Genomic DNA, 15,485 nt, shown 5'->3' with positions numbered 1-15,485 from the left:
GCATACCAAGAAGCAGGCCATGTTTTAACGATACGTTTCAGCGACGGACTTGTGAAAGCGCGTGTTAAAGATGAATCGGGCAGAATTTATAACGTTCATCTGGACTTAAAGCACTGGCCTTCTACCCCGGCACAATGCAGTTGCGCCTTGGGTAAAAATTGCGAACATGCCGTAGCTTGTTTATATGCTTTTAAAGCCCAGGGTAACCAACCGCTGCCAGCGCCGAGTACTAATTTCCCCAGTTATTCACCACAGCAGGAATTAAGCGCAGATGAACTGCATTGGTATTCCGAATTCCAGGAAAGTGCGGCACATGATTTTTTTTCTTATCAATTAGGTATTCTTGTGCATGGCGAGCCTGTCAGCATTGTGCCGTTAGTTACAGAATTGATTCAGCGCTGGGATGAAGGTGCGTTAGAGACATTGCCCGATAATCTACTCTTGAAATTGCCTATTGGAGAGGGCAAAGTTTTAAAAATTGAATTAGGCCGCATTAAGCCTTTGCTGCGTTTACTGCTGCAGTATAGCTTTCAGCAAAAACATGCAGAGCAAAGTCTACGTGTAAAGCGCTATCAATTGCTGTTAATGGTTGAAGCGGAAGAAGCATTGTCGGCTGCTGCCGCCCGCTGGCAAGGGACAGAAAAAATAAGGAAAAAATTAGAACAGTTATTGAGCTTTACTGCTCTTCCTTACATACCTGTGGCGCAAGGTTTAAAAACACGGTTACGCGATTATCAGCACGTAGGGGTGAATTGGCTGCAATTTATGCGCACCAATCAATTTGGCGGCATACTCGCAGACGATATGGGCTTGGGTAAAACAGTGCAAACGCTGGCTCACTTGCAATATGAAAAAGAGCAGGGGCGGCTTAAAAAATCCAGCTTAATCCTGACTCCCACCAGTTTGGTATGGAATTGGTTTGAAGAAGCGAAGCGATTTACACCCGAATTAAACGTATTGGTTTTTCATGGTCAGGAGCGCCACCGCAATCATTTCGATGAATATGATTTAATCATTTCGACGTATGGTTTAATTCAGCGCGATAAGAAACGCTTTTTAGATTATTCGTTTTATTATCTAATCCTTGATGAAGCGCAATTTATCAAGAACGTGCGTACCAAAACCACCCAGGTTGTGTATCAGCTGCAAGCAGCGCATCGTCTTTGTTTAACCGGCACACCACTTGAAAACCATTTGGGTGAATTATGGTCGCTATTTCATTTTTTAATGCCCGGATTTTTAGGCCAGGGTAGACAATTTCGTAAATATTTTAAAATACCAATCGAGAAGCATGCGGACAGTGAGAAAAAGGAATTATTGGCACGACGGGTTCAGCCTTTTATATTGCGCAGGACCAAGGATGAAGTATTAAAAGAATTACCCGCTAAAACAGAAACAATACAGCTCATTGAGTTGAGCGGCCAGCAACGTGATTTATATGAAGCGATCCGTTTGAGCATGGAGAAAAAAGTACGTGATGCAATAGCAAGGCAAGGATTAGGGAAAAGTCATATTGTTTTGTTGGATGCCTTGTTGAAATTACGGCAAGTATGTTGCGATCCGCGCTTGGTGTCTTTGCCAGAAGCTGCAATGGCACATGGGGAATCAGCCAAATTGGATTCCTTGCTGCAATTATTGGATAGCTTAATGGAGGAAAAGCGTAAAGTTTTGGTATTTTCCCAATTTACTTCCATGCTGCAATTAATTGAAGAGCAATTAATAAACAGAAATTATCCTTATTTAAAGCTTACTGGAAAAACACAAAATCGGCAGGCTTTGATAGATAATTTCCAACAAGGTAGCGTGCCGATTTTTCTCATTAGTCTAAAAGCAGGAGGAGTAGGATTAAATTTAACGCAGGCTGATACCGTGATTCATTATGATCCATGGTGGAACCCTGCTATTGAAGATCAGGCGACCGGCAGAAGTCATCGCATCGGGCAGGAAAACCCTGTATTTGTTTATAAGTTATTGACCGCCGGGACTGTTGAAGAGGTGATCCAGCAAATGCAAGCGAAAAAAAGAGCTTTAATTGAAGACGTCTTAGTCTCGCATTCACCTGGAAAAACTGTTTTTACAGAGTCAGATCTGGAACGATTTTTTAAGCCGTTGCCAAATTAAGATTTTCTTGCGCTTAATCCATATTTGCTCTGTTAAACAAGTTGCAAATCCTTAGGCCATCGCCTATCCTGTGGAACATTAAACTTTGGAGGATTAATGATGAAACGGTGGAAATTATTTGTTCTTTCAGTGTTTGCCTCATTATATCTGCCTATGGTGATGGCATCTCAGTCCCCGGTGGGAACTTGGACGACTACCGATGATAAAACCGGTAAGAAAAGGGCCGTTGTCAATCTGGAAATAAACCAAGGTAGTTTAAGCGGTACGATCGTCCGTGTTTACCCGCAGCCTGGCGATACAGGAATTTGCTCCAAGTGTTCCGGTAAATTTAAAGATAAGCCAATTGAAGGCTTGCGTTTCTTATGGGGATTGAAAGAGCAAGGCAAAGGCGTATGGTCTGACGGTTACATCCTTGACCCGAAATCCGGAAAAATTTATCGAGCCAAATTAACGGTCAAGGGTAAAAAATTGTACGTACGTGGATACGTCGGGCTCTCCATGTTGGGAAGAACACAAATTTGGGTGCGCGCATAGTGACTAATGGCTTAAAGCCCATTACTGATTAATTTTATGTTAGAAGTACAATCACGAAAAAAAGCAACTGATCCTTTAAAGCGGCCTCCTCATTCATTGGAGGCTGAGCAATCCATCCTTGGCGGCCTCATGTTGGACAATCAAGCCTGGGATAAAGTAAGTACGAAATTATGTGAGACGGATTTTTACCGTACTGAACATCGCGTCTTATTTCGAGCGATCCTCGAACTTTCCAACAAAAGCCAGCCGTTTGATGTGGTCACGCTTTTAGACGCATTGAAATCCAGAAATAGTCTGGATGACGCGGGCGGTGAAGCGTACTTGTTTGAATTAGCGAATAATACCCCAAGTGTCGCCAATGTTTCTGCCTATGCAGATATTGTTCGGGAAAAATCGGTGCAGCGGCAGTTGATTTCGGTTGCCGGTGAAATTGCAGATTCGGCTTATAATCCGTTGGGTAGAGAAGTAGCTGAATTGCTGGATTTTGCAGAAACCAAAGTTTTTGCCATAGCAGAACAAACTGCAAGTGATGGAGGCCCAGAAACTATTAAATCCATTCTGGTGCGGGCTGTTGAGAAAATCGACGAGCTTTATCATAGCGGCGATGCAATTACAGGCCTGGCTACTGGCTTGACGGATTTGGATAAAATGACTTCCGGATTGCAGCAGTCTGATTTAATCATTGTGGCAGGCCGTCCTTCTATGGGTAAAACGACTTTAGTGATGAATATGGCTGAGCATGTTGCCATTAAATCGGGCAAGCCCGTACTGGTTTTCTCCATGGAAATGCCGGCTGATTCCTTGGCAATGCGTATGATGTCTTCGCTAGGCCGTATTGATCAGCACCGAATTCGTACGGGCAAACTGCATGATGATGATTGGCCGCGCGTTACTTCTGCCGTGCATATGTTATCGGAAGCACCTTTATATATTGATGACACGCCTGCTTTAAACCCGTCGGAGATGCGCGCGCGCGCAAGGCGATTATTTAAAGAGCACGGTCAATTAGGTCTTATTGTAGTGGATTATTTGCAGCTTATGAAAGTTCCGGGGTTTAAAGCAGATAACCGGACGGCAGAAATTTCGGAAATTTCCCGCAGCTTAAAATCATTGGCAAAAGAATTGGATGTGCCGGTTATAGCCCTATCCCAGCTTAACCGCAGTCTTGAGCAGCGTCATGACAAGCGTCCAATCATGTCTGACTTGCGCGAATCCGGAGCAATTGAGCAGGATGCAGACTTAATTTGTTTTATTTATCGTGATGAAGTGTATAACGAGGATAGTCCTGACAAGGGCACAGCAGAAATCATCATTGCAAAACAACGTAATGGTCCGATTGGCAAAGTGCGAGTGGCATTTTTGGGTCAATATACCCGTTTCGAGGATTTAGCTTTCCAAGGCTATCAGAGCGTAGAATAATCATGACCAGACCTACTCGTCTTTACATTGATGCAACTGCACTGTTGCATAACATAAAACGCATCAGACAATGTGCTCCCGGCAAAAAAATTATTGCCATGGTCAAAGCCAATGCTTATGGGTGTGGCTTGGCTTCCGTAATACCTGTTTTGGAGGGGGAGGTTCATGCATTTGGCGTAGCGTCGCTGGAAGAAGCGATGACCTTGCGTACATTGGGCAGCCGCAGCGAGTGCATTTTATTTCAAGGGATTTTTTCTCCAGATGAATTATCTGTAGTGGTAGAACAGGGTTTTCAGTGCGTGATTCATAGCAGCCAGCAATTAAACTGGATTCTTAATACTCCATTAGCCGCAAAAATAAAGGTTTGGGTGAAAGTGAATACGGGCATGCACCGCCTTGGTTTCCCGCCTGAGCGGGTAGGGGAAATAATCACTGCACTAAGAAACTCTGCCTGGATAGATGAAGAAATAGGTGTAATGACGCATTTGGCTTGTGCCGATGAGCCTGAAAATTTAAGAAATCAGCAACAATTAGCACATTTTCAAGCGCTTGCGTTACCTCCAGGAAAAATAGTGCGCAGCATTGCCAATTCGGCAGCCATATTAGCTTTGCCGGAAACCCATGCTGATGTCGTGCGCCCAGGCATTATGCTTTATGGCGTTTCTCCTTTTTTAGGGCAAACGGGTGTTGAGCTGGGACTAATTCCTGTGATGAACCTCGTCTCAAGAATCAGTGTTATCCACCATTACCCATCCGCTTCGCCTATCGGTTATGGCGGCAGGTGGAAAAGCGATAAACCGAGTATCATTGGCATCGTTCCTATAGGATATGGTGATGGCTATCCTCGCCATATGGTCTCAGCACCAACTTGGGTAAATGGTTTTATTGCGCCGGTAGTAGGCCGAATTTCCATGGATATGTTGACCATTGATTTAACCGCTTGCCCAGGCGTCAAAGAAGGAGATTTAGTTGAATTGTGGGGAAAAAACATACCGGTTGAAGCCATTGCAAATTTAGCAGGCACGTTCGCTTATGAATTGCTTTGCCAAATTTCACCACGAGTACGAGGTTAAAGGCTATAATATCTTTTGTCTTTGGCGATGGATCATCTCTATTCCTTGATGCTAAAATGTCCGTCGATTTTGTAAACAATTACACAGGTGAATAAAAATGAAAAAACTCATGGCAGCCTCATTGTCTCTATCGGTTTTTCTAGCTGGTTGTTCGCAAGTAACGAATGAAGGTGTAGGCACTGTATCCGGTGGTGTAATTGGAGGGTTGCTGGGTAGCCAATTCGGTGGCGGTTCTGGAAAAGTTGCTGCTGCAGCTGGTGGTGCATTAATCGGAGCATTTTTAGGCGGTAAAATTGGTCAATACATGGATCGGCAGGATCGGATGGAAATGCAACGTGCTTTAGAAACAGCGCCAACAGGTCGTGCGGTTACATGGAAGAATCCTGATTCAGGCAATCAGTACACGGTTAAAACAACACGCACGTATTACAACAGACAACAGCCTTGCCGTGAGTATGTGACCGATGCCATTATTGGTGGAAAAAGACAGCAAATTTATGGCAAAGCTTGCCGTCAAGCTGATGGAGCCTGGCGTGTAGTCAGCTAATACACCAATGAAAAAGCCACAACATGTGGCTTTTTCATTGCAATAAGAATTATATTTTAAAATGTGCTAAAATTTGATCAACCAGGTGGACAAAGGAGTGGAAATGCCTTTTACGAAAGCAAGCATGGCAGCTATTTCTGTAATACAAGGGCTACCTGATGTTCCCTTGGAATCTCCCCCTTATCCTGAAACACCTGAGCCTATTGCGCCTCCCAATACGCCTGAACCAGAACCAGCAGATTCTCCCGAACCTGATCCTGTCCATATTCCGGAACCTGGCCCCACTCATATACCTGAACCTGAGCCTGTTCATACTCCAGAAAAGTTATAGATTAAATATATCCCCATTGTTTTTTAAAAAAAATTATACAGTTTTTGGACTGTTTTAATTTTCCTTTAAGGTTTTCATGGTATAGTACCGTACCAATAAAAAACCTTAGCGACCATATCTTGTTCAGGTTGTGTATATGAGAATAATTTTGGATCGACAAAGACTTGAGATGGATTCAATTAGCCAATTAATCAATTTTATACAGGAAAATGAGACAAAAGATTTTTCTGCCGAGCTTTGTTTAAAAATTGAAGATGCAAATGTTAATCCAGAAGAGTTTTATAATTTACTTGCATGTTTAAACCAACCTGAAATTAAAACAGCTTATCTTATTTCATTCGATGGACAGTACGCCGAATATAATGAGTTATTGTTTGATGCTTATCTCGCGGCGAAAAGACGGCAATTTGCCACAAATCACCCCATGATAATCCTTGCGGAAGGTAACACCATACCCGAAGAAAAAATTCGCAAAACCAAAATGGATTTGTCGCGACAAGCGCACGGAATTGCCCTGCAAATCCAACAGCAACAGCAGCAACATTTAAAAAACGAGCAACACAAAAAAGCGGCCAAGCGCCAGGTAAAGCGTAATGAGGAAATACAAAGTTCGCCGCAGATTTCAATTCATTCATCCGAATTAGGCGAATGCATTGATTTAAACAATATTGCAGAAAAACTTGCTGAATATGCAAACAATTTATATCCCAATATTGATTTAAAAAAAATATGGAAAGACTTGGTCGGGGAGGGCGCCGATAAAATTGGCGATTTCTCGCAGAAAATCACCAGTGTACAACGCGGCGCTATGGAGAAAATTATTCTCCATCATTCTGAATTTGTGGATGGCATTGTGCTGCAAAAGCCGCCATTGGGTTTTTATATGCAAAAAACTTCCGACGGGGAGCATGTCCTTTGCTATAAGAATTCTGAGTTAGAAAACACTGATCCTTTGTCCTTGTCACTCAGTAATAAACCGACTTATGCAAATGGGACGGCCAAGCAATTTATATTAACCTTATTATCGCGGTCCACTTTTGAAGAAAAAGCGCAAGGGACTTTTGTCAAAGCAGCATTAAATGGAGAAGGTGAAGCGTTTAAAAAAGAATTTCCACATAGCGAGGAATATCAAAAATATTTCGAGCAATTAACAAATGGTAATGAGATTGATGGCATCAAAAACGCTTTTCTTTTTTTCTTAAAAGAGTTAGCAACGCCTGCCGGTTTTAAAGACATCAGCCAAAAACTTGATGCATTTAATTTTACGGCAGAGCAGTACCATGGTCTTGCCAAAATGCTTCTTCATAATGGCGAGAATGGTGTTTTTTGTTTTCTTGGAAAGTTGACTCTTTTAAACAAAAAAGGTTTGTACAAACACTTCCATGAAATATTCCTTGATAATGGTGCCAATTTTGAGGCGTTTCTATCGGAAGAAAGTCTTTCCAATTTGGATAAACTGATAAATTTTGATCCTGCTGCACAATCTTGGTGGGAAACATTAACCACGCAGCATGCTAAATCTGGGGCGCGCCTTGATTTTAATGAATTAATCACCGCTTTTGATTATTTCCGTGCTCAATTGAAATTAATGGGTCTTTCTTTACCTATAGTATGTCCTTTGCAGAAGGTAAAACATTTAAAGACCACACTAATCCGTGTCCTGGATATTATACACAATGCTGGGGATGGTATTGAAGATAAACGTGAACAATTGCGGCTTTTAAATAATCTGGATTTCAGTGTGAATGGTGCACATTTGGCAAGTTGTTTTGCGCATTATAAATGTGTTTCAGAGGAAATGCAGTTCCTCTCTTCCGAAGAAAATTTAAATTATGCAGCACCCACGTCTCAAGATTTACTGCAAAGTACACAAAGTGGTGATGCGGCCAAGCGTAAAAAAATATTTTATCGTTATGTAGGCGCCGCAGATTATGCTTTTTCATTCGTAAATTATGAGTCCATTTTTAAATTAATTGAGAGTACGGAATTTCCAGCGCAAGCTAAAATTAAGCTCCAGGCTTTTGCAGCGAGAATAACTACCGGGGAGAGAGCTTATAGAGAAATTAATAATCCCATACGTGAGATGCAAGAGCTGCTTCATTTAGTAAATTCTTTTCAGTTTAACGCGCAAGAATTGGATGCTCTTTTATATTCCGCATTGAAGTTTTCTGTGGTTTTACCCACTGAAAAAATGCTTACCCCCTATGAGTGGGGCAAGGTGTTCGAATTTATCCACTCTACGGCTCATTCCGGAGAAAAGCTGGAAAGCTTTGAAGTTTTTCAACAATGTTTTATAAAATTTAATGAATTTAATCACATTTTAATTAATAACTATAAAGAACGAGTGGTTAAGGAAGAAAATCAGGTCATTTCATATAAAAAACTAGGCAGCTTGTTTCTTTCCCTCAATGATATAGCCAAAGAAATTAAGGATTTTTCATCATTTGTTATCCTGGTTTCTTGTATAAAAGATATTGATCCAGTCGATAATGAATCAAATATTGAAAGTATACAACAATTTAAAAAAAATCTGCTGCTTCTTCCGGAAAGTTTACAAAATATTTTTTTAGATTTTGTGAAAGATATTAATGTTAAGAAATCCACTTCCTTGCCTACATTCGGGGAATTGAACAACGTCCTTGTGCAAATTAAATCCCAGCAAGCCATTTTCTTGCAGAAAAGTGAAATGAATTGTAAGGAAGAGATGGTTGAGTTTATCACTAAAAGCTTGCCCAATGTAAGTTTTGGTGCGGGGCCGTTGCTCGAATCTACTCTTGATCTAGTTGGTGTTATTAAACATTTTTTTGAAAAAGTAAATTTAACTGATCAAATTGATAAATATTTAAACAAAACACCCCAATTATTGTTAAAGTTAATTAACCCACAAATCAATAAGATTTTGACACCACTCAAAGAGTTACAGGAGTATTTGAATAATAATGGGGATGAAGCCCCGACTATGGAGGGGATGGCCGCTAAATTTAAGGCTATTGACGAAGGTTTTGCCGAAATCCTGCGTATTAAGCTACCCTTTACAACACCTATCGATGTGTTTAAAGGCTTCATCCCCAAAATAAAGGAATCTGTACTGGAGAGTGAGCGAACTGATATTGGTTTTAATGAACAAGCTTCTAAACAAAAACTGGATCGTATGTTTAACGAGTTTGTTGAAGAAAGGCCGTCTTTATTAACGTTCCTGAAATACCCTATTAAGGAATCCTTTGTTGCAGAATTAACGAGTTCCGTCGCCAGGCTACAAACAGGAAATGATACATTACAAAATATTCTTGTAAAAATTTTAGGGGACATCGACTTAAATTTGGGTTTTGTCGACGCCTTAAAAAATTATGATGATCGTTTCAAAGTAATCGTTAAGTTCATAAATACCTTGGTACGGATTAATAATCAATGTTCCGGGCCGGATTATGCCGCTGTAGTAAAACTAATTTCAGAAATTAATCTTGAAAATTTCGATTTAAATGATATGGCTCAGTTGCTGGAGCAATTAACGGAGCAGTCAGTTAAAACCAACACTTCAGTATCGGTACAATTGGCCATTATTTTAAATGTGCTAAAAAAACACCCTAATTACAGCAATAAAAATTGGACGTCGGCAATAAGTCAGATTGGTATTCTAGCCAAATATCCCAATTTATCCAGTGAGACTTATCTACGCTTGTTAGGGGTTTCTTTTGTGCACAACTTAACAAAAGAAAATTTCTTTCCGCTAGCTGAATTACTTGAGCTTCATTCTTCTAAAGAAATTGAAAAAACTGAAGCGGAATTAGTATTTGCAAGTCTGGTTGAAGTTTTGGGAAGCACCGAAGAGGGTACTGAAGAACTTATTATTTCTTTCATTAAAAATACCATTGCCTTAATCAAAGAATGCAACGCTTCTAATCCAGAACTGGTTTCTGTCATTGCATTACTCCTAAAGCAATGTGACGGCACGCTTTCGCAATTAAATATTTACTTAAAGTTATTGCATAATTTTCCTGGGAATAATGCCGAACAATTTAACATTTGGCTGCAAATTTTTCGTGGTATTATTGAAACCAATCATCACGCAATCCGCCTGCAAGATTTGCTTGCAGTACAGGATGGCTTAAGACGTCATGAAGAAAGTTTGGATATAATAAAAACTTTATTTGCCTCCCTTCCATATCCCAATCTCTCATGGTTTTTAAGGCAACTTGAACTCGATGCTCAACAACTTAAAGACAATATTCGTCTTTTTGATTGGGATCCCAAGCAGGGCCGCGTTACTAAAAATGCATTAAAAGAACAATTTTCAACGCAGCGAGTGCATCAGGTCGTAAGCGAAGTCAAGCGTTTGTTAAATGGTACGAATCTTGCGAACGATGAACAGTACGATTTAGAGCAGCAGATTAATTATATTAACGCGATTGGCTGTGACGTTCCTTTAACCATAGACGGTTTGTCTTGCAAAAACTTAACAAAAGCTTCACGCGCAGAATTAAAAACATTATCAGAACGTTTGATTGGTAATATCAAATCTCAGCATTTAAACCCTCAGGAAATGAGGAAATCCATGCTGCAATTAATTGCCGTCATGCGGGAAACCTTTTTCCGAACTACCGGGAAATTTCCCTATACGGATACGCAATTATTGGCTTTACTTTTATCCATTGAAAATCCCGGGCATTTGCTTATGCAGCTGGAAACAGGAGAAGGAAAAGCACTTATTATGGCCATGCTAAATGTCTTGCGTTGGGTTCGCGGTGGAAGCGTTATAGTATGTACGGCCAACCATGGATTGATACAACAGGATTATTATGAAAAGGGCATCAAAAATTTCTACCAGGCTTTGGGAATTCCTTCGACAGTTGTTTATGCTGATTCGCCCAAAAATACGTTCATAGTTGGCGGTATCAATTACACCACCATTGCCGATGCTTCATTATACGAAGCCCGGGCACATCAGGAAGGGGAAAAGTTATTCGAGCTCGAGGATGGGACGAGCGTACCTGCACATTTACATTTGGATGAATCGGATCTGATTTTGGATAATCGCACTTTATTTAATTATGCCATTGATGCAGAAGGCCAGGATGAAGGCTTAGGCAATGCTTATGCGTGGATTTATCCATTAATTAATGATTTTATCGATGCAGATGAATTTTTAAATGTGGATTTCTCAAATGGTGATGTTTGGGACAACAATTTTGACCTCGTGAAATTAAACATTCATCTTTTATCCAAAAATCTCACGAGATCGCAAGCTGAACAATTGGAACATATATCAGAAAAAAAATTGAACCGGTGGATCAATGCTGCCTGCAAGGCCAAGTCCATTTATATGAAGTGGGAAAAAACTCAAGAGCATACAGCGACACCAGGGATAAAGAATGATGAAATTAAAGTTCCATTTCTTATCAAAGATGAGCAAATTGTAGCGGAAAATATCCAGAAAAAATTGGCTGCTGCCGTGCCTCTTATTAACAATGAACCGCAAAAAGGCATGTTTAAGGGCAGTGTACACCAGTTTTTACATGCCAGGCTGCGCCAGCATGATACTGAGGACAGAGTATGGGTGATTGATCCTGAAATGCGTATTGTCGCCTCGGAATCCAGCAGCGGTTTTGTAAAGCGTCACCAAAAAGTGCCTGGTTCGGTGGTTCTGGGAATATCGGCAACTCTTGGCACTGAAGCTGAATTGCTTTTTCAAAAATCCAAATTTGGTATGGATGCTTTTAGCATACCGCCGCACCAAACAAATAAAAGAGAAACTCTAAATGTGCAATTGGCAAAGGATTTTACCGATCAGATTACCCAAATTAAAGAAGCAATCAATCAGGTGATTCCAAACCGCAAGGAAAAGAATACCCAGCCTATTTTACTGGTTTGCAAAGACATGAATCACGCGGAGTTATTGCATAAAGAGTTGCATTCATATTTTGCATTAGAGTCTTGCGTTCTGGCAAAAATGTCAAGCAATCCTCTCACCCACTCATTTGAGGACGTGGTAAATTTTTTGGGGTTAGGTAATAAACCCGCAGTGATTTTATTTGGCGAAGAATTGTATTTTGTTGATCATGAAAGCCAATGCATTGAACATGTCTATATTTCAGATGATAAAAAACGTGAATTTACAGCATTAAAAGAAGAATTTCAGGATAATCCGAAAGATGCTGCTGCCCGCCAATTAAAATTAATTACTTCGCTAACCGGGCGTGGTTTTGTTGTTAATTTAATTACAGGAAAGGAAACCTTAGACAACGGCCAAAGCCTTATTGCGGAAGCGGCTCAAGCAAATCGCATCACGGTGGCAACTTCAGCTAAAGGCCGCGGTACGGATATTGAAGTTGAGCATGAAGAGGGCTTATACACCATACAGTGTTATTTGGATACAGAGAGAACTACCAGGCAGGTAAAAGGTCGTTCAGCCCGTAACAGTAAAAAAGGAAAATTTTTATCCATTATCAATGTCGAGGGAATTGCACACCGCTATGACAGCAAGAAATTGTTAGAATTATCCTTGCCTGAAAGAAAAAAGGCTTTGCGTTTTATCCAAAAGCAGATTAATGAGGAAATTGCCGTTGAACGGCATTACACACAGGAAGTAGATGCCATTCAACAGCTCCTATTGGAGCAGTTTGACGATTGGGTCGGCTTTTTTAAAAAAATAACCCCTGAAAATGAATTTAAGTCTTTGGCTAAGGATCTTTTGCCGTACAGAGAAGAAATTATTACCAATATTGATGATTTCTGGGAAACTTGTCTTGAAGAAACAGACAAAGAAAAAAAATACGTTAATCCTTTTGTCCGTAGAAATGATGCTGGCAATCTTGAGAAGAATGTTTTGGAAGAAGCGTTGCAACAACTGTTAGGTAAGGCGAGTGAATTTTGGAAAAAAACAGTTCTGGAATTAAAAGGTAAGGCTCAGAAAAATCTTAAAGAAAATTCCGTGGATGAAATACGTGCACTCTACATGTCGCAGGTAGATATAGCTGAACAATATAAATTGAATAAGCATACCGCTCGGAAAGAAAGAAAAGAAGCAAAATCAGAACAATTAAATTCGGCAAGGCGAGCGCATTATGCAATGGATGTAGATGCAGCCGTGCTGCGATTTGAGCCAGCTATCGAGGACAAAGAAGCCAGGCAGATAAAATCCCTCCATACGCAATTTAAGTTACTAAAACAGGATTTTGAAAGAGTTGCGCAAAAATTACCGTTTAAAGCTCCAAAAATTCATGATTTACTAAAGCAGTTGCCGGAGTTGGCTTTTAAATTCAATGCCTACAATAAGAAAAAAGATACCTTGCCAGCTTTTATGGGTATTTTTAGTACAGAGGGTACTGTCGCATCCATTAACGAAATTTTTAAAGGGTTTGCAACAGCGTTTCAATCTTACGAAAAAAGAGCAGGCAGCTTACTGATAAAATTCCAGATGCAGCCTGTAGTGCTTGATTTTATAGAACTCTTCAATCAGGCAAAAAACTGGTTAGGCGTGCGAGAACTTCCCGAAGTGGAGGAGTTGAAGGAATCATTTATCGATTCGGTAGCTGATCAAATCATCGAGGATTTGGATAAAACACTATCTTGGGCTAAGCCCGAGGAGCGGGGTATTGGTTACCGGTTGGAAAGAAGTGCGGTTAAACAAGCGGCCCAAGACCTACTTGCCATCGTTGCAGCATACAAACAAATCGACTCCCAAGATAGGGAAAAGCGGCTTTTGCAAATTAAAGAATTGCACAAAATACTGTATATTCATGAACATAAGCTTAAAGATTTATGGCTTTTTTCCTTTGGTCATAAAAGTACACGCTATTTAATAAATACGACCTTAAAATCCTTAGACATTTTAACGAAAGTTTCTGATGACATAGACGCTTCTTTTAAAAAAGATAACCGTGAACATGCGATGCGCGCGTTAGGTCTGGAAAATTTTGAGAAATTATTGGGTTATTGCAATCAAGAAGTGGAAAAGAATTTCGCTAAGCATGCAGAATCTCTGGATTTGTGGCATGAACTTGTTCGGGAAATTCGTTTGGTTAAAGAAAATAATCCCAGCATTTACGTTTTTAGGGAAATAAGAAATTTTATAACCAGATTTAATGAAAAAAATAATGAACAGTTGCAGGCTTCAAAACTGCGCGAACCCATACAAAAAATATTAAATGGCATTCGAAAAGAAGCTATCCAGGCTGAAAACAATTACAGTGATTTATTTGCAAGCAGCTCTTATTTAGAAATTAAAGAAAAACAGCTTCTTGAGAAAATTCCCGTTATTGCAGGAAACAATGTACAAGAATTAACCTTAAGAAAAGGCCATACCGGGTTTTGTGAATATTTGGATTTAACGATAAAAAAGCAATCTCAGGAGCCGATAAAAGGTTTTGAACAGTATGGGCAACAAACAGAAGAATTAGAACAGAAACAAAGCGGATTACGCGCCAAGAAATTAATTAATTTAAATATACAAACGGGACTGCAAACATCTATTGAGCATACGCAAGCGTCGGATGGCAACAAGCTTTTACTAGAAAATTTATGGCCCGCAAATTTACAATCCACAGTAAACAGCATTAATAGTTTGATCGATTATTCTGAGCATAAAAATACTTTGGACTCACTTGGCAAACAGATGGATTCCTTATCTGAATATTTGAGATCCTTGTTGCAACAACATAATATTTTGCAGTGTGATTTTGCAGATATTAATACACATACTCTCAGTATGTTAAGCGGGTTTGATAAACGGTTCAATGCTTATGAAGAACTTATTAAAACCAAAGAAAAGCTAAAAGATGAAATAGAGGTACTGGAGAAAAAAATTAAACTAAAAGAAAGCAAAAAAAACCAATCCATTGCAACTGTAAACCACACTCCTGCTACACGGGTAACGTCAAACGTGTTCAAAAAAGTGCAAGGGGCTTTTGCACAGATAGGGGAAAAATTACAGTCGGCTTTCAGTGAATCATTAACTTCTTTAAAAGAGCAGAAAAAAGAGAAAGAACATGGACTGAACCGGCTAAAACAGTGGTTTAATAAGAACCGCTTGCAACAATTTGAAGAATTAAAAATAGAAGTAAAGCAAAAATTAAATCAAAAAGCTCAGAGTGCGCTCAAGCAAGAAATTAACAAGAAAAAGCACGAATTGATAGAAGCTATCCAGGCAATTAACAAAGATTATGAGGCAGAAAACCATAATCTAGATACCTTAATCCGAGAGATAGACAATAAAATAATGGCTGAAAAAAATAAAAGCAGAATTGCCATAAAACGTTTTAACAATCTGGAAGAGCTCTGGGATTTTGAAGCGTCTTTACGTGAACAAAATACGCCGGAACCATCACCCAGCTCTGCGAGAGACGAGATGATAGAGCTTGCACCCCTACAGACGGAGTATTTATCTCCCTCTCCCGCAAATACGATATAAATTCATAATGGGCATTGCTTCCCAAGAGATAGAATAGGGTATAATATTTTATTG

At 39.9% G+C, this 15,485-nt stretch carries 6 protein-coding genes and 1 pseudogene; all 7 read left to right on the top strand.

Annotated elements, in window-relative coordinates; all coding sequences use genetic code 11:
* Positions 1 to 234: 234 nt before the first annotated feature.
* A pseudogene (locus NKV53_RS04355) lies at positions 235 to 2,121 on the top strand (DEAD/DEAH box helicase); the annotation flags it as partial.
* 99 nt (positions 2,122 to 2,220) lie between these two features.
* The gene (locus tag NKV53_RS04350) at positions 2,221 to 2,655 is read left to right on the top strand and encodes a DUF2147 domain-containing protein (RefSeq protein ID WP_126954400.1); all 435 of its coding nucleotides are present in this window, start codon (positions 2,221 to 2,223) and stop codon (positions 2,653 to 2,655) included.
* 36 nt (positions 2,656 to 2,691) lie between these two features.
* The gene (gene dnaB / locus NKV53_RS04345) at positions 2,692 to 4,074 is read left to right on the top strand and encodes a replicative DNA helicase (protein ID WP_126954358.1); all 1,383 of its coding nucleotides are present in this window, start codon (positions 2,692 to 2,694) and stop codon (positions 4,072 to 4,074) included.
* 2 nt (positions 4,075 to 4,076) lie between these two features.
* Positions 4,077 to 5,147, top strand: a complete 1,071-nt coding sequence (alr, locus tag NKV53_RS04340; protein WP_126954359.1) for an alanine racemase — start codon at positions 4,077 to 4,079, stop codon at positions 5,145 to 5,147.
* Between the two features lie 97 nt (positions 5,148 to 5,244).
* The gene (locus NKV53_RS04335; protein ID WP_126954360.1) at positions 5,245 to 5,694 is read left to right on the top strand and encodes an RT0821/Lpp0805 family surface protein; all 450 of its coding nucleotides are present in this window, start codon (positions 5,245 to 5,247) and stop codon (positions 5,692 to 5,694) included.
* Positions 5,695 to 5,797: 103 nt separating this feature from the next.
* The gene (locus tag NKV53_RS04330; protein ID WP_126954361.1) at positions 5,798 to 6,025 is read left to right on the top strand and encodes a hypothetical protein; all 228 of its coding nucleotides are present in this window, start codon (positions 5,798 to 5,800) and stop codon (positions 6,023 to 6,025) included.
* A gap of 136 nt (positions 6,026 to 6,161) precedes the next feature.
* On the top strand, positions 6,162 to 15,431 hold the full coding sequence (locus NKV53_RS04325; protein WP_253350744.1) for a hypothetical protein: 9,270 nt from the start codon (positions 6,162 to 6,164) through the stop codon (positions 15,429 to 15,431).
* Positions 15,432 to 15,485 lie beyond the last annotated feature (54 nt).

Source organism: Legionella sp. 27cVA30 (assembly GCF_024160945.1).
In the GTDB taxonomy this organism is placed as follows: domain Bacteria; phylum Pseudomonadota; class Gammaproteobacteria; order Legionellales; family Legionellaceae; genus Legionella_A; species Legionella_A septentrionalis.
Note: the sequence above shows the minus strand (reverse complement) of the source record. Positions and strands in the feature narration are given on the sequence as shown.